This window comes from Streptomyces sp. NPDC050738, assembly GCF_040654175.1.
Lineage (GTDB): Bacteria > Actinomycetota > Actinomycetes > Streptomycetales > Streptomycetaceae > Streptomyces.
The window spans coordinates 278,725-297,268 of sequence record NZ_JBFAHN010000007.1; the positions used below are offsets into that span (position 1 = coordinate 278,725).

Sequence of the window (18,544 nt, forward strand, 5' to 3'; positions counted from 1 at the left end):
TGCGGTCCACACCGAACCAGCACGCCAGCACGTCGTGAGTCACCCCATGACGAAGGTGCACGCGCGTGGCCAGGAGCCGGTCGATGAACACCATCTGGGGCATCGCACCGGCGCCCACGGCACGCTTCCGCGGCCGGGACGCAAGCCGGGCCTGGTGCCGCTCATGCCACAACGGCCCCACCTCGGCAACGAGTTCAGCGATCACAGCAGCCGACAGGCCCGTGATCCGGCTAACCGTGCACGAGGTCGTAAGGCGTGGAACTCAGAGCGGTGTCTCACATCGTGGCGTTCTGCTTGCGTTGCCGTTCGGCCAGGTTGTAGGCGGTGGTGAGGGATTCCATCAGGTGAGGGGTTTCCGCGATGACGGATTCGGGGCCGAGTGCGTCGAGGGTGCCGGAGCGGGCGAAGAGTTCGTGCTGGGACTGCGGCACGCCGCAGAGGACGAGGTGGACGTTCTGCTCGCGCAGGCGCAGGGCGGCGCGTTGGAATGCCTTGAGGAAGGTTGCCGAGGGAATGCCTGCCGAGCCTCGTAGAGAGAGGACCACGGCGGCGTCGTGGGTGTGGCGGGCGTCGGGCCACTCGTCTTCCAGGCGGTTGACTTCGGCGAAGAAGCCTGTGCCCAGGTAGTGCAGGACGGTGGTGCGTCCGCTGGGGAATGCGGCCGGGGCGTCCTCGATGCTCCAGCCGCCCCCGCTTTCGGGTGTGAGCTGGACGAGGCGGCCGCGGCTGGAAGCTGCGACGGCGTAGAGGAGGATGGAGAGGCCCGCGCCGATGAAGATGGCGTATTGGAGGGCGAGTTGTGTGGTGGCCAGGAATGTGATGGTCATCGAGGTGGCGGAGAGCCATGAGGTGCGCAGTACCAGGACGATGTCCTTGACGCGGCCTGCGATCAGTTCGCCGCCGATGACGAGGAGCAGTCCGCCGATGACGGCCATCGGGATCTGTCCGGCGAGCGGTCCGACGAGCAGGACGAGTACGGCGAGCCAGATGCCTGCGAAGATTCCCGACCAGCGGGTCCGGGCGCCGGCGCTGGTGCCGACGCCGGTGCGCGAGAGTGACCCGCCGGCGGGCAGGGCGGAGAAGAGTCCGCCTGCGATGTTGGCCAGGCCCTGTGCGGTGAAGTCCCGGGAGGCGTCGGGGCGGGCGCCGTCGGGGTTGGCGACGGCCGCTCCGATGCCCGCGGCCTGGGCGAGCGCGACGAGCGCGATCGCGATGGCGCCCGTCGCGAGGTCGGGGACGGCGCTGAGGTCCGGCAGGGAGAAGGGGGGAAGGGAGCGGGGGATAGCAGCGATGTCTTTGACCAGTTCCACATCGGGCCGGATGATCGCGCAGGCGACGCTCACGACGAGCAGCGCGAGGAGTGTGGCGTAGGACTCCAGGCGCTTGACGGCCTTGAACGCGGCCCACACCGCGAGCGTCGCGATTGCCACGAGGACCGTGGCACCCTTCCAGTCGCCGATGTGGGCCAGCGCGTCGTAGAACTTCGCCAGGGTGTTGTGGGGGGTCGGGGTGTAGCCGGTCGCGTCCTTGACGACTCCCGCGATGATCTGCAGCGCGATGCCGGTGGTGAAGCCGGTCATGACGGCGGTGGAGACGAACGACATGACGGATCCAAGACGCAGCAGACCCATGATCAGCATGACGATGCCGACGAGGACGGTGAGCGTCGCGAGAGCACCGAGGTCGCCGGGATCGAGGTCGGCCGCGGTCAGCACGCCCTTGGATGACAGGGCGATCGCGCTGGTGAGGGTGGTGACCATCAGCGCGGTACGGGCGAACACCGAGCCCATGATGGTCGGGACCACCCCTGACCACAGACCCAGGGGTGCGGAGAACCCGCCGATGCTGGCGTAGGCCATGCCCTCGGGGATGGAGAACAGGCCGGTGACGAATCCGGAGGTGACGTCACCTGCTGTGGGGCGGGGGAAGGGCGCGGCCGTGGGCGACGGCGCCTTGTCCGGTGCGGCAGGTTCGGGTGCGGGCTCGTCGGGCGGGCCCGAGGCGGTGGTATCCGTCATGGCTGTGCTCCCGCGGGCTCGGCTTACGCCGCCGTTCGTTGGTTCCAGGGTGTGTACGTCTTTGCGCGCGGTCCGCGTGCAGGACAGCAGTTCACGCCGTGACGATGGGGAAGTCCTGGTCGCCGGGGTCGAGGACCCCGGCCAGACGGCCGAGAACTGCGGTGTCGCCAGCGGATTCAATGCCGGCTGCCGCCAGGCCCGCCTGGGTCAGGTCACCGGCCGCGAGGGCCGGGAGGGCACGCGTCGTGGTGGTGAGGGTGAGGTCGGCAGGGGCGTCCTGCGGGGCCGCGGTGTAGTTCAGCACCCCGTTGGCCAGGCGCAGACGGTAGCGCTCGTCGGAGTCGGTGAGGTGGACGTCGATGCTGAGCTTCTCGTCCCATGCCTTTGGCCCGTCGATCTGGATGGCGATCGCGTCGAACAGCATCCGCGGGGTGAGGTGGGCGACGATGTCGGCGGAGGCCGTGACGGTGGGAGTACCGAACTGCCCTTCGCGCAACTCGGTGGCGCCGGAGAGGTAGAAGTTGCGCCAGGTGCCGTTCTCCGCGCCGTAGCCGAGCTGCTCCAGGGTGTCGGCGAGCAGGTCGCGGGCCCCGGCGTGGGCCGGCTCGGCGAAGACGACGTGGCTGAGCACCTCGGCTGCCCAGCGGAAATCGCCCGAGTCGAAGGAGTCGCGAGCCTTTTCAACGACGCTGTCGGCGCCGCCCATGAACTCGACGTACCGACGGCCGGCCTCGACCGGAGGGTGCTGCCACAGGTGCGCCGGGTTGCCGTCGAACCAGCCCATGTAGCGCTGGTAGATGGCCTTGAGGTTGTGGCTCACCGAACCGTAGTAACCGTGAGTGCTCCACGCGTTCTCCAGGGCCGGCGGCAACTGGAGGTGCTCGGCGATCTCGCTCCCGGTCCAGCCCTTGTTGATCAGGCGAAGTGACTGGTCGTGCAGGTAGCCGTACAGATCGCGCTGGATTTCGAGGAACGACACGACGCGCTCCCGACCCCAGGTGGGCCAGTGGTGCGAGGCGAAGGCGACATCCGTCGTGCTGCCGAACAGGTCGATGGTCTCGGTGAGGTAGTGCGACCAGGCGTGCGGGTCCCGGACCACCGCTCCGCGCAGCGTGAGCAGGTTGTGCAGCGTGTGCGTGGCATCCTCAGCCGTGCACAGCGCCTTGAAATCGGGGAAGTAGAGGAGCACCTCCGCCGGCGCCTCCGTGCCGGGAGCCATCTGGAAGACCATACGGACACCGTCGACGACCTCCTCCTGGCCCGTGGTCGTGATGTCCACGGTCGGAGCGATGAGGGTGATCGTGCCCGTTGACGTCGTCTGCCCGAGCCCGGCGCCCACCTGCCCCTGCGGGCCGCGGGCGAGCGCTCCTCCGTACATGTAGGCGGCACGCCGGCTCATCGCGGTGCCCGCGTACACGTTCTCGGCCACCGCGTGCTCGGTGAAGCCCTCCGGCGCGAGCACCGGCACCCGGCCCGCCTCGACATCCTCGGCGGTCGTGACGCCCTTCACGCCGCCGAAGTGGTCGACGTGGCAGTGCGTGTAGACGACGCCGGTCACCGGACGCTCTCCGCGGTGCTCGCGGTACAGCGCGAGCGCTGCCGCGGCCGTCTCCACGGAGATCAGCGGATCGATCACCACGACCCCTGTGTCGCCCTCGATGAACGTCACGTTCGACAAGTCGAAGCCGCGCACCTGGTAGATGCCCTCGACGACCTCGAACAGGCCCTGCTCCGCGACCAGTCGGGACTGCCGCCACAGGCTGGGATTCACCGTGTCGGGGGCGTCCCCCTCGAGGAACGCGTAAGTGTCGTTGTCCCAGACGACCGTGCCGTCCTCGGCCGTGACGGCGTTCGGCGTGCGACGTGCGATCAGACCGCGCTTCGCGTCTTCGAAGTCCTGCTGGTCGTTGAAGGGATACCGGTCCCGCAGGACGGCCTGCTGCTGGACGACGGAGGGGTGCGCTGCCCTGGAGGGTGAAGTCATTATGGGAGAATTGCACACATATTGGCTCGGAGCACTTCGGCTTCGAACGCCACCCGCAACGTCGACGCTGCCACCATCAACATCATCGCGACCTGCGAGTGGGGCAGGACAGGACAGCCACTGAGTCTTTCTCGGTGTCAGTGGTGGTTGCTCACTGTGGCTGCGATGCTGACGCCGCAGGTAGTTGGCAGGGGCGGAGGGCCGGGCCTGGATCGCGGCGCGAAGGAACGGGGGCGCATCTGCCAAGGACCGCCCCGTTTCCGGCTCTTGATCACCGCCGGCCACAGCAGGGTGGACTTCGATGTACGTGCCGATCAGGGGCTTGAGCGTGGGGAAGTCAGCAGCTGTGGCGTCGTTCAGTCGACGCGGGTGACGGCCGGGGGGATGTAGCGCCCCGTGAGGATGTCCTCGCCGGGCAGATACTGACGGAGGATGAGGCGGAACAGGACGCCGGCTTCGGTGGTCGGCAGCCAGTTGGCGTGCTTACCGGGGCCGGGGTCCTCGCGCTGCAGGTACAGGGTGAGCGAGCCGTCGGGACCGTAGACGAGGTCCTTGGTCAGTGAGCCGAGGTGGTAGCGGTCGATGGAGTTCTCGACCAGATAACCCTGGGGGTTGAGGTACATGGTCAGCGACCAGAACGCGGCTACCGGCGGGAAGTCGCCGGGGCCGAAGCGCAACTCGTAGCGGTGCTCGCCGGACAGCGGATTGCCGTTGGCGTCGAAGATCGAGCCGACGTAGTAGGCCTCGTGGGCGCTGTTGGCCAGCAGTCCGGCCTGAGCGATCTCCAGGCGCGAGAAGTAGTCGGTGCCCCAGTCGCCGACGGTGTCCAGGTCGACCATGACCCAGCCGTTGTGGGAAGGCGCGGTGAAGGGGATGTCGGCGTACAGGTCGTGCAGGCTGTCAGCGATTGCGCGCTTGAGCCCGTCCACGGCCGCCGGGTGCAGCTGCTCGGGATCGAAGGCACGGTGCGGTGTGATGCCGATGCGCCGCAGCAGCCCGAGCACGCCCGCGTCGACCGCAGGCGGTGGGCTGGCGGTCAGGCACTCGGCGAGCATCCGATAGAAGTCCAGGGGGTCGCCGGTGCGGAAGTCCCGCGCCCTCGGGTTGGCACCGGGCTCCGGATCCGCGGCATCTGGGTCGGCCGGGCGCACGGTGATCTGTTTCTGGAGGGTAACGGTGGCGGGCACGTCGTCGTCCAGAATGGTGACCCGTGCGAGCAAGCACACCAGCGGTCCGGGTGCGGTGATCACGCGCACGACGCCTTCGGGCACGATGCCGCGCCAGTCGGGGCCGACGATCAGGTATTCGCCACCGGTGGTGTCGCCCGTCCGGGTGCCGACGTAGGCGAAACTGTTGGTGTACATGTCCAGCAACTGCACGGTGAAGTACCGGTCCGCGATCGCGGGAACGGAAAGAATCACGGAGCCGCCGGCGGTCAGGTCGATGAACGTGCGCGAGTACGGCGCATCGACGATCGGGGTCACGAAGTAGGTGTCCTCGGGCCGGGCGCGTCGTGGGGTGTGATGCACCTCGTTGATGGCCCCCAGATGCGTGGGCGCCGTGGTGTCGGCGTGCCACTCCCACAGGGAGCGGTGCATCTCCGTCAGTGGGAAGCCGTAGCGGAACGCGGCCATGCCCAGCCAGTAGCCTTCGTGACCGCTCGCGATCTCGTGCCCCTTGGCGATTTCCTGCAGCAGCGACTGCGCGTCCACGCGAACCCCGATTCGATCCGTCGGCCCTGGCCTGACCCTTCCCCACTCACTGTCTTGTGGGGAAGGCGTATCGGCAACTGCAGACGATCAAGTCCACCGCCGTCGGCAACGGCTCCGTGACATCCGATCCGGGCCGCTCCGGTCAGCCACCTGTGGGCTGGCGTCGGAGGCGATCACCACGCGCTCGACGCCGCGGTTTCTCAGCTGCGCCAGCCCTGTCGGCGTGGCCTCGCCGCCGCGAACTACCCACACGCCCAACACGTCGCGCTTGCCTTCGGGCGGACGTGGCCAACCCTCATTCCCAAGTGGGGCCAGAAAGCACTGCTGAAGCCTCGCACGCCTGGTCCGCGCGATGGATGTCAGCGCGCGGGCATGTTCCGCTGGGGCCGGTGACTCGCCGAGAGCACCCTGTCCATCAGGCGGTCGGGCAGGATGCGGGCGATGGGGATGATGAATGCGGCGTCCATGCCGAGGGTGTATCTCGTACGCGGTCGGGCAGTTGTGGCTACCTTGGCGATCTTGGCTCCGGCTTTCGCTGCGGGTCCCGCGCGCTTGAGGAAGGCGGTGTTCGAGGCGACTGTTGATGTGACGAGATCGCCGTAAAGACGCTGGTGCTCGCTGCTCATCTTGTCGGCGAGTTCGAGGGAGATGTCTCCGCTGTGGGCGGCCATTTCGGTCTTGACGCCGCCGGGTTGGACCACCACCACCTGCACGCCTTGCGCTTTGACCTCGCGACGCAGGGCGTCGCTGGCTGCTTCGAGAGCGAACTTCGTCCCCGCGTACGCACTGAAGATCGGGAGTGCTGCTACACCGCCCACCGAGCTGATGTTGACGATCCTGCCCCGGCTCTGCCGCAAGAAGGGCAGGAGCTTTTGGATGACAGCGATGTGTCCGAACAGGTTGACTTCGAATTGCTCACGCCACAGCTCCAGCGGCAGCACCTCGAGCGGTGCGTTGACTTCGATCCCGGCGTTGTTGATGAGAGCACGCAGTGCGCGCCGCTCCGGGTCGTTGGCGATCCGCTCGGTGAGGGCCTCGATGTGCCCGGGGACGGTGATGTCCAAGGTGATGGGTTCGATGCCGTCGGCCCGGATGGCGTCCCCCTCGCTTTCGGTGCGTACACCGGCAAGCACGTGGTAGCCCATCGAGGCGAGTTCATGAGCCGTCGCCGCTCCGATCCCCGTTGACGCCCCGGAAACAACGATGAGTTCATTTTTGCGCGGAGGGGTCATGGCTGTGGCGCCTCTCAGGGAACGTGCGGTGGGTGGTGGCCGGTCAGGCTTCTTTTGCATGGCCACCCGGCGGCGGGATGTCAGAGGTGGGAGAAAAGGGACACGATCTCAATGTAGCCACTGGAAACATAGTAGTCAATGACAACATTGATTCGGTACGCTTGCTGACATGCCTGATTCCGCCGAACAGCGGCCCTACCATCACGGAAGCCTCCGCGCCTCCCTCCTCGACGCAGCAGAACGAGGGCTGCGGGAACACGGAGCCGAACACCTCTCACTCAGGGATCTGGCGAAGGAAATCGGTGTCAGCCATGCCGCGCCGCGGCGTCATTTCGCGGATCGCCAGGCGCTGCTCGACGCGCTCGCCGAGGCCGGTTTCGTTCGCCTCGGTGCCGCGATACGTCAGGCACTGACCGAGGGTGGCAGCGAGCGTGAATTCCCCTCGCGTGTGCGGGACGCCGTTTCGGCATTCGCCCGCTTCGCCACCGAGAACGCCGCACTCTATGGACTGATGAACTCCAGCAAGCACCGCCTGGGAGCAACCCGAGTCACCCAGGCCGCTGCGACCGCTTTCGGGCAGGTGGTCGACCTGATCGAAGAGGGGCAACGGCACGGCGTACTGCAACAGGGCGATCCAGAAGAGGTCGGAATCATCCTCTACGCCACCGTGCAAGGCATCACCAGCATGGTCAACAGCGGCATGATCGACGCGACGCGGCTCGACGGACTCGTAGACACCGCGGTCACGCAGTTCCTGCGAGGCGCCCGTCCGGAACCGAGCGAGCACTAACGGGCTGACCCGCGAGAAGTCGCTGCCTCGCACGCTCTCGCAGAAATACCTCGGTGAGAACCCGCCGGCCGAGCCGGAGGAGGTACTCCGGCTTATCGTGCGGGTGGAACCGAACAAAGGCCACTGGCTTCTCCGCCTGACGGACTGCGCCCGCGACCGATCTTGGTCACAGGTGGGCACATGGCGAAGGCCGCGCGAGTTGAGTCGGGTGTGACGACGAGTCAGGCTCGCACGGCCATGTCCCATGCTGCCCTCTGTGGCCTGTCGCAGGAGCACCTGGGCGAGCTCACCATGGAGCTCGCCGCGCGCTGGTAGGCGCGGTGCGAGTCCGGGCGCCGGGACCGGCGCGGGGGTGTACGGCAACGGGACGCCGCAGCCGGGCCGAAGTACGAACTGGTCCTCGCCGACCGGCTGCTGGCCACGCTGGCGCATCTGCCGACCGGGCTCCCCTGCTCACCGAGCGTGGCTTCGTCGTCCCTAGCCAACCCGGGCTGCGGCTGCGCACCTTGGAGGACGTGTTCGCCTACGCCGAGGCCGAGAATGTCACATTGCGAATCGATGGGATGGGGACCCAGGTCCGCCGCCCGAGACCGGGCAGGCCCGGGCGGCGGGCGTTCGTCTCCGGCAAGCGCAGGCAGAGCACGATCACGACGACGACCATCAGCGAAGGCCAGGGCCGGCGCACTCGCCCGTGTCCACATGGATGAGCCTCGCGCCTTCAGCCCCGTCCGCCTCAGCCGCTTCCGACATACGACACCCCCAGAGCGTTGACGGCTAGCGACTGGGTTCGCTGTCAAAAGCCTCGATTGGCTGACAATGGACAGTCGCAGACCCTGTCCTGTGACAGCGATTCTCGTTCGATTGCCACCGATTCCTCATGCCGTTCGTCAAGCCACAGGGCACGCGCGAAGTAGCGGGCCGGGGATTGTCAGAGGTGCCCGGTACGGTGCGTCCATCAGACTGGGGAGGGCTCATGGCGACCAAGTGGAGCTTGACGATCGACTGCGCGTACCCGGCCAAGCTGGCCAAGTTCTGGGCGCTGGCATTGGGCTATGTGGAGAAGCCCGCGCCCGCAGGGTTCGGGAGCTGGGAGGAGTGGTTCGCGCACCATGGCGTTCCGGAGGACGAGTGGGATGACGGGGCGTATCTCTCGGATCCGGACGGCGTAGGTCCCACCTTGTCCTTCTTGAAGGTGCCGGAGCCGAAGTTGATGAAGAACCGGTTGCACCTTGACGTGCAAGTAGGTGGCGGCCGTGAAACACCGTGGGAGATCCGCTGGCCTCGTGTGGTCGAGGCGGTCGAGCGGTTGACCGTGGCGGGTGCGACTGTGGTCCGCGAGGACGAGCTGCAGGGCAGGCCGGATCACGTGGTGATGGCAGACCCTGAAGGTAACGAGTTCTGCTTGGTCTGACTGAACGCGCCAGATCGACCGTCCGACACGGAACGTGTCGCGTCGGTTCCTACGCGGCAGCCCTTGCTGGCGGAGCTGGCTCGTAGCACCGGCCGTCCCGTAGGAGGGCCCAGAGGACGTTCACACGGCGTCGGGCGAGAGCGAGGACGGCCTGGTGCGACGCGATGCCCCAGGTCACTTCGTCGCCCAGGGCCAGGACGTCGGCGAGAAGTTGGAGGAGTTCGGGTTCGTCGTTGGCGACGCGTCGGGACAGCAGCCGGAGGCCGCTCTCGTCGATCGCGACGCAGTGGTGGTGGGTCCATACGAAGGGCTCACCACGTCCCGCAGGACAACGTAGGGAACTTTGACCGATGCGGTTGGAGGCGTGGTGGGGGCACCGGCTCCTGCGTGTGGAGATCCGTCGTTGTCCGCCTAGGCTGGCGCGGTGACTGATGATCAGGAGCGGGTGCAGCCGTCGGGAGTGTGGGCCACGGCGGTGGGGGTGGCCCGGGTGCGGGCGCTGGAGACCGAGCGGGAGAGCGCGCTGTTCCGCGACCCGCTGGCTCAGGCCTTCGCCACCGCCGGCGGCCTGTGGCCCTCTTCGCCGCCGCTGCCCGATGACGAGGCCGCGCGCCGCCGCCGGCTGGCCGTGTCGTTCTCCATCGTCATCAGGACGAAGTTCCTCGACGACCTGTTGCAGCAGGCCTCCGCTTCCGGGGTCCGGCAGGTCGTGCTGCTCGGCGCAGGCATGGACAGCCGGGCCTTCCAGATGGACTGGCCCGAGGGCACCCGGCTGTTCGAGGTCGACACCGCCGCGCCACTGGACTTCAAGGCTTCGGTGCTGGCCCAGGAGCGGGCCGTCGCGCGCTGCGAGCGGATTACCGTCGCGGTGGATCTGCGTGAGGACTGGCCAGGCGCGCTGGCCGCCGCAGGGCACGACCCGGCGGTGCCGACGGTGTGGATCGCCGAAGGGCTGCTTGTCTATCTGCCCGAGGACGCGGTGGAGTTGCTGCTGGCCCGGATCAGCGCGCGGTCGGCGGCAGGCAGCCGGCTGGGGCTGACGTTGGGCTCGCGCGGCGTGATCGAGCGGTTCGGCGCGGACGCCGCGCCGGGTTCGGCGGCGTCCATGTGGGTCTCGGAGATGCCTGACGACCCGGTGGGCTGGCTGGCCGGGCACGGCTGGGAGGCCGACAGTCACACCCTGCGCGAGCGCGCTGCCGCCTACGGCCGCCCGATCAGCACCCCGCCGCAGCGCGAGGAGCGGCCCGGCGGACTGATCTCGGCGATCCGCCGGTAGAGCACCTCCAGGCGGCCACACTTCACCGGCAATCGGTCAAGGCTCACTGTCACAGGACCGATCCCAGGCGAGAGCTTCGGTGGCGCGTGTCCCTGCGATCACAGGGCTTGTCGCAGAGCCCCGCAAGCAACCGGAGCGAAGGCTGCCGCGAGCTGGTCGAGCAGGAGCGCCGCAGAGGGGTGGGGGTCACGGCGTGGTGTGAGTGTGTAGATGCCGCGGGTCGGGGGATCGACGAGAGCCACCGTGGTGACGTCGATCCGCAGCGCGCACGTCAGCACTCCGGGTATCAGCGCGATGGCGTGACCGGTTGCAACCAGGGCCAGCTTGCCGAGTAGATCGGCCGCGGTCAGGTCGATGCGCGCGCTGACTCCGGCGCGGGCGGCGTGCTGGCGCAGCAGCGCCGCCGAGCCGTCGTTGTCCTCGACCCAGATCTGGTCAGCCAGCGCCTGCATGTGCACCGGGCCGCGCCCGGCCTGCGGATGGCCGACGGGCAGGACGACGACCATGTCGTCCACCCCGAGGAACCGGCGTTCGACCCGCGGGTCCTGGGGCAGCCCTGGCGGCGCATCGGTGACGACAGCAATGTCGAGATCGCCGGCGATCACGCGGCTGTGCAGCTGTGCGCTCAGGCCGGGCAGCAGGCTCCACCGTACGGACCCGGCCTCCAGCAGGCGCCGGATGGCCTCAGGGACGATGCCCGCGGCAAGAGATGGTGTCGCACCGACGGCCAGGGGCCGGTCGAACGCCCCATCACGCACGTCTCGTGCGGCGCGAACGGCACGGTCAGCCTCGTTGAGCACGGCCAGGGCGTGCCGATGGAACACCTCGCCGGCCGCTGTGGGGCGGACCCCGCGCGCATGGCGCTCCACCAGAGTCACGCCGAGCTGCTGCTCTAGCCCGGCGATCTGCCGGGAGATGGCCGACTGCGTGTGGTGGAGCTCAGTTGCCGTTGCCGACAGCGACCCGAGTCGGCACACGGTCACGAAGGTCCGCCACACAGTCAGGTCCATGGCGTCAGTATCCCTACGAGGTATGCGAACTCCGCAGGGCCGTCCTGCGAAACCTGCGCTTGTCGCAGCTGTTGCTGTGCACGACTCTGGCACGCATGACCACACCGCATACGATTGCCGTCCTCGGCCTGGGGCGCATGGGCGACGCGATCGCGACACGGCTGGATGCCCAGGGCTGGGACGTCATCGGCTGGACCCGCTCCGGGCGCACCTCAAGTGCAGTCAAGACGACCGTCGATCCGAACGACGCCGTGGCGAGGGCCGACCTCGTGCTCTTGGCGTTGTTCGACGGCCCGGCCTGCCGGCAGGTACTCGACAACGTCCGCGACTCGCTACGAACCGACACGATGGTACTGAATGCCAGCACCATCGCCCCCACCGAAGCGTCGGAACTGGCCCGTCAAATCGGCCAGTCCTACATCCACGCGCCCGTGCTCGGCTCTCTGCCGGCTGCCGCCACCGGCGCCCTGCAGATTCTCGCCGCCGCCGACGAAAACACGCTCAATCGAGCCCGGCCGGTTCTGGAAACGCTCGGCACCGTGCTGCGCGTCGATGACGCCTCCACCGCCGCTTCGCTCAAGCTGATCGCCAACAACAGCCTTGCCGGCGCAGTCCTCGCGCTGCGCGACTCACTGCAGCAAGCCGACGCCCTCGGCCTCCCCCGCGCCCAGGTACTGGATGTCCTCGAACTCGGCCAGCTCGGCAGGCTCGTGGCCCGCAAACGAACCTTCCTCACGGACCAGACGGCCACTGGCACATCCGAATTCACAATCGGCGCGCTGGCCAAGGACATGGCTCTGCTGGCCGTCGCGTCGAACACTCCCTTGCGCAGCACAACCAACCTGGCCGACACCCCTGCCGACCTTGAAGCCGACATCGCCGCTGCCGCCACAGTCCCCGCCGTGGAAGATCCCGTGCTCAAACCGCTTCGCGCCTACGTCCGGGGACACGCCACCGGCGACCCCGCCTACTTTCGTGACGCGTTCCTACCCACCGCCCACATCGAGGGAATCCGGGACGGCGCATTCGTCTCATGGCGTCTGGACGATTACTGCGCGCTCTTCCGCAGTCAGCCGGCCCCGGACGAACCAACCCGCTCCCGCCACGTGGACACCGTCGACGTCCACGGCACCGTCGCAACCGCAACCATGACGCTCAGACACGGCGCGGACACCTTCACCGACATCTTCCTGCTGGTCCGCACCGACGACAACTGGCGTATCGCCAACAAGGCTTACCACCGACACACCTGAGAGAGCGGGAAACGATGCACCGCCTAAGGTCGTTGGACGGCGGGGGATCCCGACGCAGCGGCTCGGTCAAGCGGGTGGCCTCCGCGGTCGGCGAGGGGGCCATGGCCGTCCGCCTGGCACACGAGCACCTCGGGGAGTCGCCATCGCCACCGTGAACTCGACCGTCCGGAACCTGGCCGCGTCCATGAGTGCGCCACGTTCCGTGATCGCCATGGTCGTGAGAATCGCGGCCTTTGCCGACCTGCGATTCACTGCTAGATTGCCGCGCTGCATCGAGTCCCGTGCCCTTGGGGAGTCGCCGTGGTGGGTTCGGGAGGGCGAGCTGAATCCTCCCGCCTCAACCTGATGATGCGTCAGCTAAGTCAGCAAGTGGTCAGCGTGAGTCCTGAAAAACCTGGGGAACGCTACCCGAACATGCGACTCGTTGTAGGATGTGAGAACAGCACTTGACCTGCAAAAACGCAGGCAGGGAGCCTACGTCCAGGAGTGCCTCGATGTTCCGTACCATGTTCAAATCCAAGATCCACCGCGCCACCGTGACCCAGGCCGACCTGCACTACGTCGGATCGGTCACCGTCGATGCCGAGCTGATGGAAGCCGCCGACCTGCTGCCCGGCGAGCTGGTTCACATCGTCGACATCGACAACGGTGCCCGACTGGAGACGTACGTCATCGAGGGCGAGCGCGGCTCCGGTGTCATCGGCATCAATGGCGCGGCGGCCCACCTCGTGCACCCCGGTGACCTGGTGATTCTCATCAGCTACGCGCAGGTCGACGACGCCGAGGCGCGCACCCTGAAGCCGAGCATCGTGCACGTCGACGCGGACAACCGGATCGTGGCCCTCGGGGCCGACGCCTCCGCGCCGGTTCCCGGCACCGACCAGGAGCGAAGCCCGCACGCCGTGGTGGCGGGCGTCTGAGCAGGAAGGGCACCGCACGATGACAGAGATCAGGGACGACCGGCCGCAGGGGCGCCTGGAGGCGTACGAGGACGGTCAGGTCATCGGCCACATCGCCTACTTCGTACTGGACGGGGATCCGGCGGCGCTCGTCGCCGTTCACACCGTTGTCGAACCGGCCCACGAGGGCAAGGGCGTGGCCGGTTCGCTGGTACGGGAGCTCTATGCGACGGCCGCGCGCGAGGGTCTTGCCGTCGCGCCGCTGTGTCCGTACGCCGCCAAGTGGGCCGAACGCCACCCCGACGAGGCCCCGGCCGCCCCGCCCGACCTTCTGCAGGCGGCCAAGGAGCAGCTGGCGGCGGACCCGCGCAGTTGGTGAGCCGGGTCGGGTTCGAGCCGGGAGGCGAGGGCAGGCGCACGGGGAGATAGTGGACGAAGCGCGTCCGCCAGCACTGTGGAGGTGTCCCACGTGACGCAGCCGTACCCCGACCCCGCACCGCCCGCGCCCACCCCGCCGCCGGGCCCCGGCAGCCCGGAACCCGGCCCCACGCCGGGCCCGCTGCCCCCGCCGCTGCCCGACCCGGTCCCGCAGCCGCCGGGCCCCGACCCCGTACCGTCGCCGGAACCGCAGCCGGGGCCCGCTTTCCGTTCGTAACCGGCAGAGGGCCGTGCTCAGACCAGTCCCGGTTCTCCGGACCGGGTGAAGCGGAGCACGGCCCTGCGGACGAGGTCCAGGAATGCGGGCAGGTCGTCCGCCACGCGGTCGAACTCCGACTCCTGTGATGCCGTCCGGGATCGGTGGATCGCTCCGCCCCAGTCGGCGGCATACAACTGTCCGCCGCCGTTCGAGGCGATCACCATGCCCTGCGGGTCGTCGGACTCCGGGAGGAACACCGGGCCCTCCTCGGCCAGTTGGTGCAGGACCTGCCGCGCGGAGTGGATGAAGTAGCCGTTTCCGATATCGGGAAGACTCACCTCGCCGACCGAGGAGTAGAACGCCGCCAGATCGGTGAAGGCGAGCGGCTCGCGACTGAAGTCCAGCGCGGCACGGAGGTCGTCCTCATCGGCCGCGCGGACCTCGTTGGCGCCCGGCCGGTAGCCGTAGTCGTCTTCGAAGTGCGTCAGCAAGGCCGTGACTGCTTCGTTGATCTGCTCGCGCCACTCGGCGAGCCAGGCCAGTGAGAAGGAAGAGTCGTCCACGGGGGGATCGTCCCACTGGCGGACCCTTTGAGGGAACTTGCCCAATCGGCAATCTTGCCTGTCCGGCAAAATTCGTTACGATGGTCCGCATGTCACCGGAAGACGAAGCACGCATCGGGCTGCGGGAGCGCAAGAAGCGGGAGACGCGCGCCGCGCTGAGCCTGGCCACCATCAGGCTCTGCGTGCAGCGCGGGTGGGACAACGTGACGGTCGAGGACATCGCCGCCGCGGCCGATGTGTCCGTACGCACCTTCCGCAACTACTTCTCCAGCAAGGCCGAAGCAATCGCCGCGAGCCATCTGGAGCGCATGCTGCGGATCGCCGACGCCCTGCGTGCACAGCCGGACACCGAGCCCCTCTGGGAATCCGTCGCGCGCGCCGTCGAAGCCCAGTTCGTGCCGCAGGGCGCGGGCGGTGCGGGTGCTTTCGGCGACCCGCGCTGGGCGGAGGGCGTCCGGCTCATGCTGGCCGAACCGGCGTTGCAGGGGGAGGTCGTCAAGGCGAGTGCGGCCGCGGAAGCGCAGCTGGCCGGGGCGATCGCCGAGCGCACCGGTACCGATGCGGTCCGGGACGTGTACCCGAAGCTCGTCGCCGCGGTGATCGGCGCCGGCAGCGCCATGGCCGTGGAGCACTGCCTGCGCGCCGATCCGCCCGTTGCGCTCGGCCCCGTGCTGCGCGAGGTGTTCGAGCGCGTCGCCGCCGGCCTTCCCATTCCTCAGCAGTGATCCGTCCGTACAAGGGGGACACCATGACAGTCACCGATGTCGTTGTCGTCGGAGGCGGCCCGAACGGGCTGATGCTGGCCTGCGAACTGGCCCTGGCCGGGGTGCGGTCCGTCGTACTGGAGAGCCTGCCCGCGCCGAGCACGGAGCCCAAGGCGAACGGGCTGCTCGGTCAGGTCGTGGAGGTGGTCGACCGGCGGGGGCTGTACGAGCGGCTCGGCGGTCCGCCGGGAGCGCCGCAGCCGAACTCGGCGTACTTCATGTTCGCCGCACTGCCCCTTGACCTGAGTCTGCTCCCGCAGAGCCCGGTCTTCGGCCTGCCCGTGCCACAGGCGCAGATCGTCCGGGTCCTGGAGGAGCGCGCCACCGAACTCGGGGTGGAGATACGGCGCGGGCACCAGGTCACCGGCCTGGTGCAGGACGAGTCCGCGGTCACCGTCGACGTCGCGGGCCCCGAGGAAACGTACCGGCTGCAGGCGCGTCACGTCGTCGGCGCGGACGGAGCGCGCAGCGTCGTGCGCAAGCTGTCCGGCATCGGCTTCCCCGGGATCAGCTACGACCGCAGGACCAACCGTGCCGCCCACGCGACGGTCCCGGCGGAATGGTCGGATCCCGCGACGGGGGCGCTGAACGTGCCCGGTCACGGCCCCGTCCTGCCGTTCCTACCCCTGCGCACCGAACGCGGCGGCTTCTCCTACGCACCCTTCCCCGGCCTCCCGCCGCTGCTCGCCACCACCGAGTGGGACCAGCCGGAGACCGACGAGCCGATGAGCCTCGAGGAACTCGCGGCGAGCATCGGGCGCGTACTCGGCGCCGACATCCCGCTTACTCCGCCCAGCGGGGAGGGTCCCCACGTGCTGCGGCGGCTGACCGGCGGCAATACGCGCGTGGCCGACCGCTTCCGGGACCGCCGGGTGTTCCTGATCGGTGACGCCGCGCATGTGTACGCCTCCGGGGGCGGCCCCGGACTCAACCTCGGCCTGCAGGACGCGGTCAACCTCGGGTGGAAGCTGGCGGCCGAGATCCGCGGCAGTGCGCCGCCCGGACTGCTCGACAGTTACGACACCGAGCGCAGGCAGGCCGCCCGGCGCATGGTCCTCAACGCCCAGGCGCAGTCCGCCCTGACGGCTCCGGGAAACGACATCACCGCGCTGCGCGAACTGTTCGGCGAACTCCTCGCCCACCGGAGCACCGTGCAGCACCTCGCGGACCTCACAGCCGGCAGCGACCTCCGCTACGACATGGGGGTGCCCGATGCGCACCCACTGGTCGGCAGGTTCGCTCCGGACATGGAGCTCGACACCCCGGAAGGCCCCGGCAGGCTGGCCGAACTCGCAAGGAGCGCACGGCCGTTGCTGCTCGACCTGACCGAGGGCGGTGGTGCGACGAAGGCGCTCGCGGACCGGCACGAGGAGATCGAGATCGTCACCGTACGACCTCCGGTGTCCGCGCCCGCAGCGAGCGTTCTGCTGATCCGCCCGGACGGTTACGTGGCGTGGGCGTCGGCCTCACCGAGCCCGGACGAGGCCGGGGTCGAGGATCTGCGGGCAGCCGTGGAGCGGTGGTTCGGCACAGCGCGGGAGCGGGCGTCCGCAGGCAGGTCGTCCCAGGACTGACCACGTCCCGCTGCGGCACTTCGTGAAGTGCCGCAGCGGGACGTGCGGTTCGCTCAGGCGGCCCGGCGGCCGCGGCCGTGGCTGCGCGAGGAGCGGACGATGTCCGCGTACCGGTGGCCGCTGCCCTTGATGGTGCGGCGCTGCGTCGGATAGTCGACGTGGACCAGGCCGAAGCGCTTGTCGTAGCCGTACGCCCACTCGAAGTTGTCCAGCAGCGACCAGGCGAAGTACCCGGCGAGGGGGACACCGCGTCGGGCGGCGCGGGCGCAGGCCGCCAGGTGTTCCTCCAGGTACGTCACCCGCTCGGTGTCGTCGATCGAGCCGTCGGCCCGCAGGACGTCCGGGTACGCCGAGCCGTTCTCGGTGATGTAGATCTGCTGGGGCCCGTATTCGTCCGCGAGGCGCACCAGCATGTTCTCCAGGCCGTCCGCGTTGACCTCCCAGTCCATCGCGGTGTGCCGGGCCCCGGGCAGATACACCTGCTTGGCGTGCGGGAGCGGGCCGCCCGGGTCGGCGGCGACGACATTGCGGAAGTAGTAGTTGAGGCCCAGCCAGTCGAGCGGGGCGGCGATCGTGTCCAAGTCGCCTGCCCTGATGGGCAGTTCCACTCCGTACAGGTCGACCATGTCCTGCGGATAGCCGCGGCCGTGGATCGGGTCCAGCCACCAGCGGTTGGTGTGCCCGTCGGCGCGCACCGCGGCGGCCTGGTCCTCCTCGCGCTCGGTCGCAGGCTCGCAGGGGCTGAGGTTGTTGACGATGCCCACGCGTGCGCCGGGGACCGCCGCGCGGATCGCCTGGGTGGCCAGGCCATGGCCCAGGTGCAGGTGGTACGAGGCACGGACGGCGGCGGTGATGTCGGTGAGGCCCGGCGCCATCCGGCCTTCGAGGTGTCCGATCCACGCGGAGCAGAGCGGCTCGTTGAGGGTCGTCCAGTTCTTCACGCGGTCGCCGAGCCGGCCGGCCACCACGGCCGCGTACGAGGCGAAGTGCTCGGCGGTGTCGCGGGCGGGCCAGCCGCCGCGGTCCTGGAGGGTCTGCGGCAGATCCCAGTGGTAGAGGGTCGGGTAGGGGGTGATGCCGGCTTCGAGGAGGCCGTCCACGAGCTGGTCGTAGAAGGCGAGGCCCTTTTCGTTGACCGGTCCGTCGCCGCCGGGGACGACGCGCGGCCAGGCGACGGAGAAGCGGTAGGCGTCCACGCCGAGCTGCTTCATGAGGGCGATGTCCTCACGCCAGCGGTGGTAGTGGTCGCAGGCCACGTCGCCGTTCTCGTCGGCGGCGATCTTTCCCGGGGTGTGCGAGAAGGTGTCCCAGATGGAGGGCGAGCGGCCGTCCTCGGCAACGGCTCCCTCGATCTGGTACGCGGCGGTCGCCACGCCCCAGGTGAAGCCGGGGGGAAGGGAGTTGAAGTCGTTCACGGACTG

16 protein-coding genes and 2 pseudogenes are annotated in these 18,544 nt (G+C 68.8%); 9 read left to right on the forward strand and 9 right to left on the reverse strand.

Annotated features, from left to right (window positions below):
• Nucleotides 1–10: 10 nt before the first annotated feature.
• The 5 genes and pseudogenes from AB0H78_RS20400 to AB0H78_RS20420 all read right to left on the reverse strand — a co-directional run.
• Nucleotides 11–103 (reverse strand): annotated as a pseudogene (locus tag AB0H78_RS20400) (transposase family protein); the annotation flags it as partial.
• 172 nt (nucleotides 104–275) lie between these two features.
• Complete coding sequence (locus tag AB0H78_RS20405) at nucleotides 276–2,018, reverse strand: solute carrier family 23 protein (RefSeq protein WP_363235886.1); 1,743 nt, start codon at nucleotides 2,016–2,018, stop codon at nucleotides 276–278.
• 91 nt (nucleotides 2,019–2,109) lie between these two features.
• The gene (locus AB0H78_RS20410; RefSeq protein WP_363235887.1) at nucleotides 2,110–4,002 is read right to left on the reverse strand and encodes an alkyl sulfatase dimerization domain-containing protein; all 1,893 of its coding nucleotides are present in this window, start codon (nucleotides 4,000–4,002) and stop codon (nucleotides 2,110–2,112) included.
• Nucleotides 4,003–4,358: 356 nt separating this feature from the next.
• Entirely contained in the window at nucleotides 4,359–5,714 is a 1,356-nt protein-coding gene (locus AB0H78_RS20415; RefSeq protein WP_363235888.1) for a DUF1254 domain-containing protein, read from the reverse strand.
• A 359-nt stretch (nucleotides 5,715–6,073) separates the two neighbouring features.
• Complete coding sequence (locus tag AB0H78_RS20420) at nucleotides 6,074–6,946, reverse strand: SDR family NAD(P)-dependent oxidoreductase (RefSeq protein WP_363235889.1); 873 nt, start codon at nucleotides 6,944–6,946, stop codon at nucleotides 6,074–6,076.
• A gap of 169 nt (nucleotides 6,947–7,115) precedes the next feature.
• Here AB0H78_RS20420 and AB0H78_RS20425 point away from each other — a divergent pair, with 169 nt between their 5' ends.
• Together AB0H78_RS20425 and AB0H78_RS20430 are read left to right on the forward strand one after the other, a co-directional pair.
• Nucleotides 7,116–7,736: a TetR/AcrR family transcriptional regulator gene (locus AB0H78_RS20425; RefSeq protein ID WP_363235890.1), complete on the forward strand. Its 621-nt coding sequence runs from the start codon at nucleotides 7,116–7,118 to the stop codon at nucleotides 7,734–7,736.
• Between the two features lie 973 nt (nucleotides 7,737–8,709).
• The gene (locus AB0H78_RS20430) at nucleotides 8,710–9,147 is read left to right on the forward strand and encodes a VOC family protein (protein WP_319596225.1); all 438 of its coding nucleotides are present in this window, start codon (nucleotides 8,710–8,712) and stop codon (nucleotides 9,145–9,147) included.
• A 163-nt stretch (nucleotides 9,148–9,310) separates the two neighbouring features.
• Here the strand turns inward: AB0H78_RS20430 and AB0H78_RS20435 are convergent.
• Nucleotides 9,311–9,499, reverse strand: a pseudogene (locus tag AB0H78_RS20435) (transposase); the annotation flags it as partial.
• A gap of 72 nt (nucleotides 9,500–9,571) precedes the next feature.
• On the opposite strand from AB0H78_RS20435, the gene AB0H78_RS20440 reads away from it, so the two are divergent.
• Nucleotides 9,572–10,423: a class I SAM-dependent methyltransferase gene (locus AB0H78_RS20440; RefSeq protein ID WP_363235892.1), complete on the forward strand. Its 852-nt coding sequence runs from the start codon at nucleotides 9,572–9,574 to the stop codon at nucleotides 10,421–10,423.
• A 98-nt stretch (nucleotides 10,424–10,521) separates the two neighbouring features.
• Here the strand turns inward: AB0H78_RS20440 and AB0H78_RS20445 are convergent, their stop codons facing one another.
• Nucleotides 10,522–11,433, reverse strand: coding sequence for a LysR family transcriptional regulator (locus AB0H78_RS20445; RefSeq protein ID WP_363235893.1), 912 nt, complete (start codon nucleotides 11,431–11,433; stop codon nucleotides 10,522–10,524).
• Between the two features lie 95 nt (nucleotides 11,434–11,528).
• On the opposite strand from AB0H78_RS20445, the gene AB0H78_RS20450 reads away from it, so the two are divergent.
• From AB0H78_RS20450 to AB0H78_RS20465, 4 genes are all read left to right on the forward strand, one after another.
• Entirely contained in the window at nucleotides 11,529–12,686 is a 1,158-nt protein-coding gene (locus AB0H78_RS20450; RefSeq protein WP_363235894.1) for a nuclear transport factor 2 family protein, read from the forward strand.
• A 494-nt stretch (nucleotides 12,687–13,180) separates the two neighbouring features.
• The gene (panD, locus tag AB0H78_RS20455) at nucleotides 13,181–13,606 is read left to right on the forward strand and encodes an aspartate 1-decarboxylase (protein ID WP_363235895.1); all 426 of its coding nucleotides are present in this window, start codon (nucleotides 13,181–13,183) and stop codon (nucleotides 13,604–13,606) included.
• Nucleotides 13,607–13,625: 19 nt separating this feature from the next.
• A complete protein-coding gene (locus AB0H78_RS20460) occupies nucleotides 13,626–13,964 on the forward strand; it encodes a GNAT family N-acetyltransferase (protein WP_363235896.1) in 339 nt (112 codons plus the stop codon).
• Between the two features lie 90 nt (nucleotides 13,965–14,054).
• Nucleotides 14,055–14,240: a hypothetical protein gene (locus AB0H78_RS20465; RefSeq protein ID WP_363235897.1), complete on the forward strand. Its 186-nt coding sequence runs from the start codon at nucleotides 14,055–14,057 to the stop codon at nucleotides 14,238–14,240.
• A gap of 17 nt (nucleotides 14,241–14,257) precedes the next feature.
• Here the strand turns inward: AB0H78_RS20465 and AB0H78_RS20470 are convergent, their stop codons facing one another.
• Nucleotides 14,258–14,785, reverse strand: a complete 528-nt coding sequence (locus tag AB0H78_RS20470; RefSeq protein WP_363235898.1) for a hypothetical protein — start codon at nucleotides 14,783–14,785, stop codon at nucleotides 14,258–14,260.
• A gap of 89 nt (nucleotides 14,786–14,874) precedes the next feature.
• Here AB0H78_RS20470 and AB0H78_RS20475 point away from each other — a divergent pair, with 89 nt between their 5' ends.
• Entirely contained in the window at nucleotides 14,875–15,510 is a 636-nt protein-coding gene (locus AB0H78_RS20475) for a TetR family transcriptional regulator (protein ID WP_363235899.1), read from the forward strand.
• Between the two features lie 23 nt (nucleotides 15,511–15,533).
• Nucleotides 15,534–17,123 carry an FAD-dependent monooxygenase gene (locus AB0H78_RS20480; RefSeq protein WP_363235900.1) on the forward strand — a complete coding sequence of 530 codons (1,590 nt, stop codon included), beginning with the start codon at nucleotides 15,534–15,536 and terminating at the stop codon, nucleotides 17,121–17,123.
• 53 nt (nucleotides 17,124–17,176) lie between these two features.
• Here the strand turns inward: AB0H78_RS20480 and AB0H78_RS20485 are convergent, their stop codons facing one another.
• Complete coding sequence (locus AB0H78_RS20485) at nucleotides 17,177–18,538, reverse strand: GH1 family beta-glucosidase (protein ID WP_363236065.1); 1,362 nt, start codon at nucleotides 18,536–18,538, stop codon at nucleotides 17,177–17,179.
• Between the last annotated feature and the right edge of the window lie 6 nt (nucleotides 18,539–18,544).

Excerpts from the sequence above, each read along its gene's own strand:
- AB0H78_RS20405 (WP_363235886.1), bottom strand. The coding sequence starts at position 2,018 with ATGACGGATACCACCGCCTCGGGCCCGCCCGACGAGCCCGCACCCGAA.
- AB0H78_RS20410 (WP_363235887.1), bottom strand. The coding sequence starts at position 4,002 with ATGACTTCACCCTCCAGGGCAGCGCACCCCTCCGTCGTCCAGCAGCAG.
- AB0H78_RS20420 (WP_363235889.1), bottom strand. The coding sequence starts at position 6,946 with ATGACCCCTCCGCGCAAAAATGAACTCATCGTTGTTTCCGGGGCGTCA.
- AB0H78_RS20425 (WP_363235890.1), top strand. The coding sequence starts at position 7,116 with ATGCCTGATTCCGCCGAACAGCGGCCCTACCATCACGGAAGCCTCCGC.
- AB0H78_RS20430 (WP_319596225.1), top strand. The coding sequence starts at position 8,710 with ATGGCGACCAAGTGGAGCTTGACGATCGACTGCGCGTACCCGGCCAAG.
- AB0H78_RS20445 (WP_363235893.1), bottom strand. The coding sequence starts at position 11,433 with ATGGACCTGACTGTGTGGCGGACCTTCGTGACCGTGTGCCGACTCGGG.
- AB0H78_RS20450 (WP_363235894.1), top strand. The coding sequence starts at position 11,529 with ATGACCACACCGCATACGATTGCCGTCCTCGGCCTGGGGCGCATGGGC.
- panD (WP_363235895.1), top strand. The coding sequence starts at position 13,181 with ATGTTCCGTACCATGTTCAAATCCAAGATCCACCGCGCCACCGTGACC.
- AB0H78_RS20460 (WP_363235896.1), top strand. The coding sequence starts at position 13,626 with ATGACAGAGATCAGGGACGACCGGCCGCAGGGGCGCCTGGAGGCGTAC.
- AB0H78_RS20475 (WP_363235899.1), top strand. The coding sequence starts at position 14,875 with ATGTCACCGGAAGACGAAGCACGCATCGGGCTGCGGGAGCGCAAGAAG.
- AB0H78_RS20480 (WP_363235900.1), top strand. The coding sequence starts at position 15,534 with ATGACAGTCACCGATGTCGTTGTCGTCGGAGGCGGCCCGAACGGGCTG.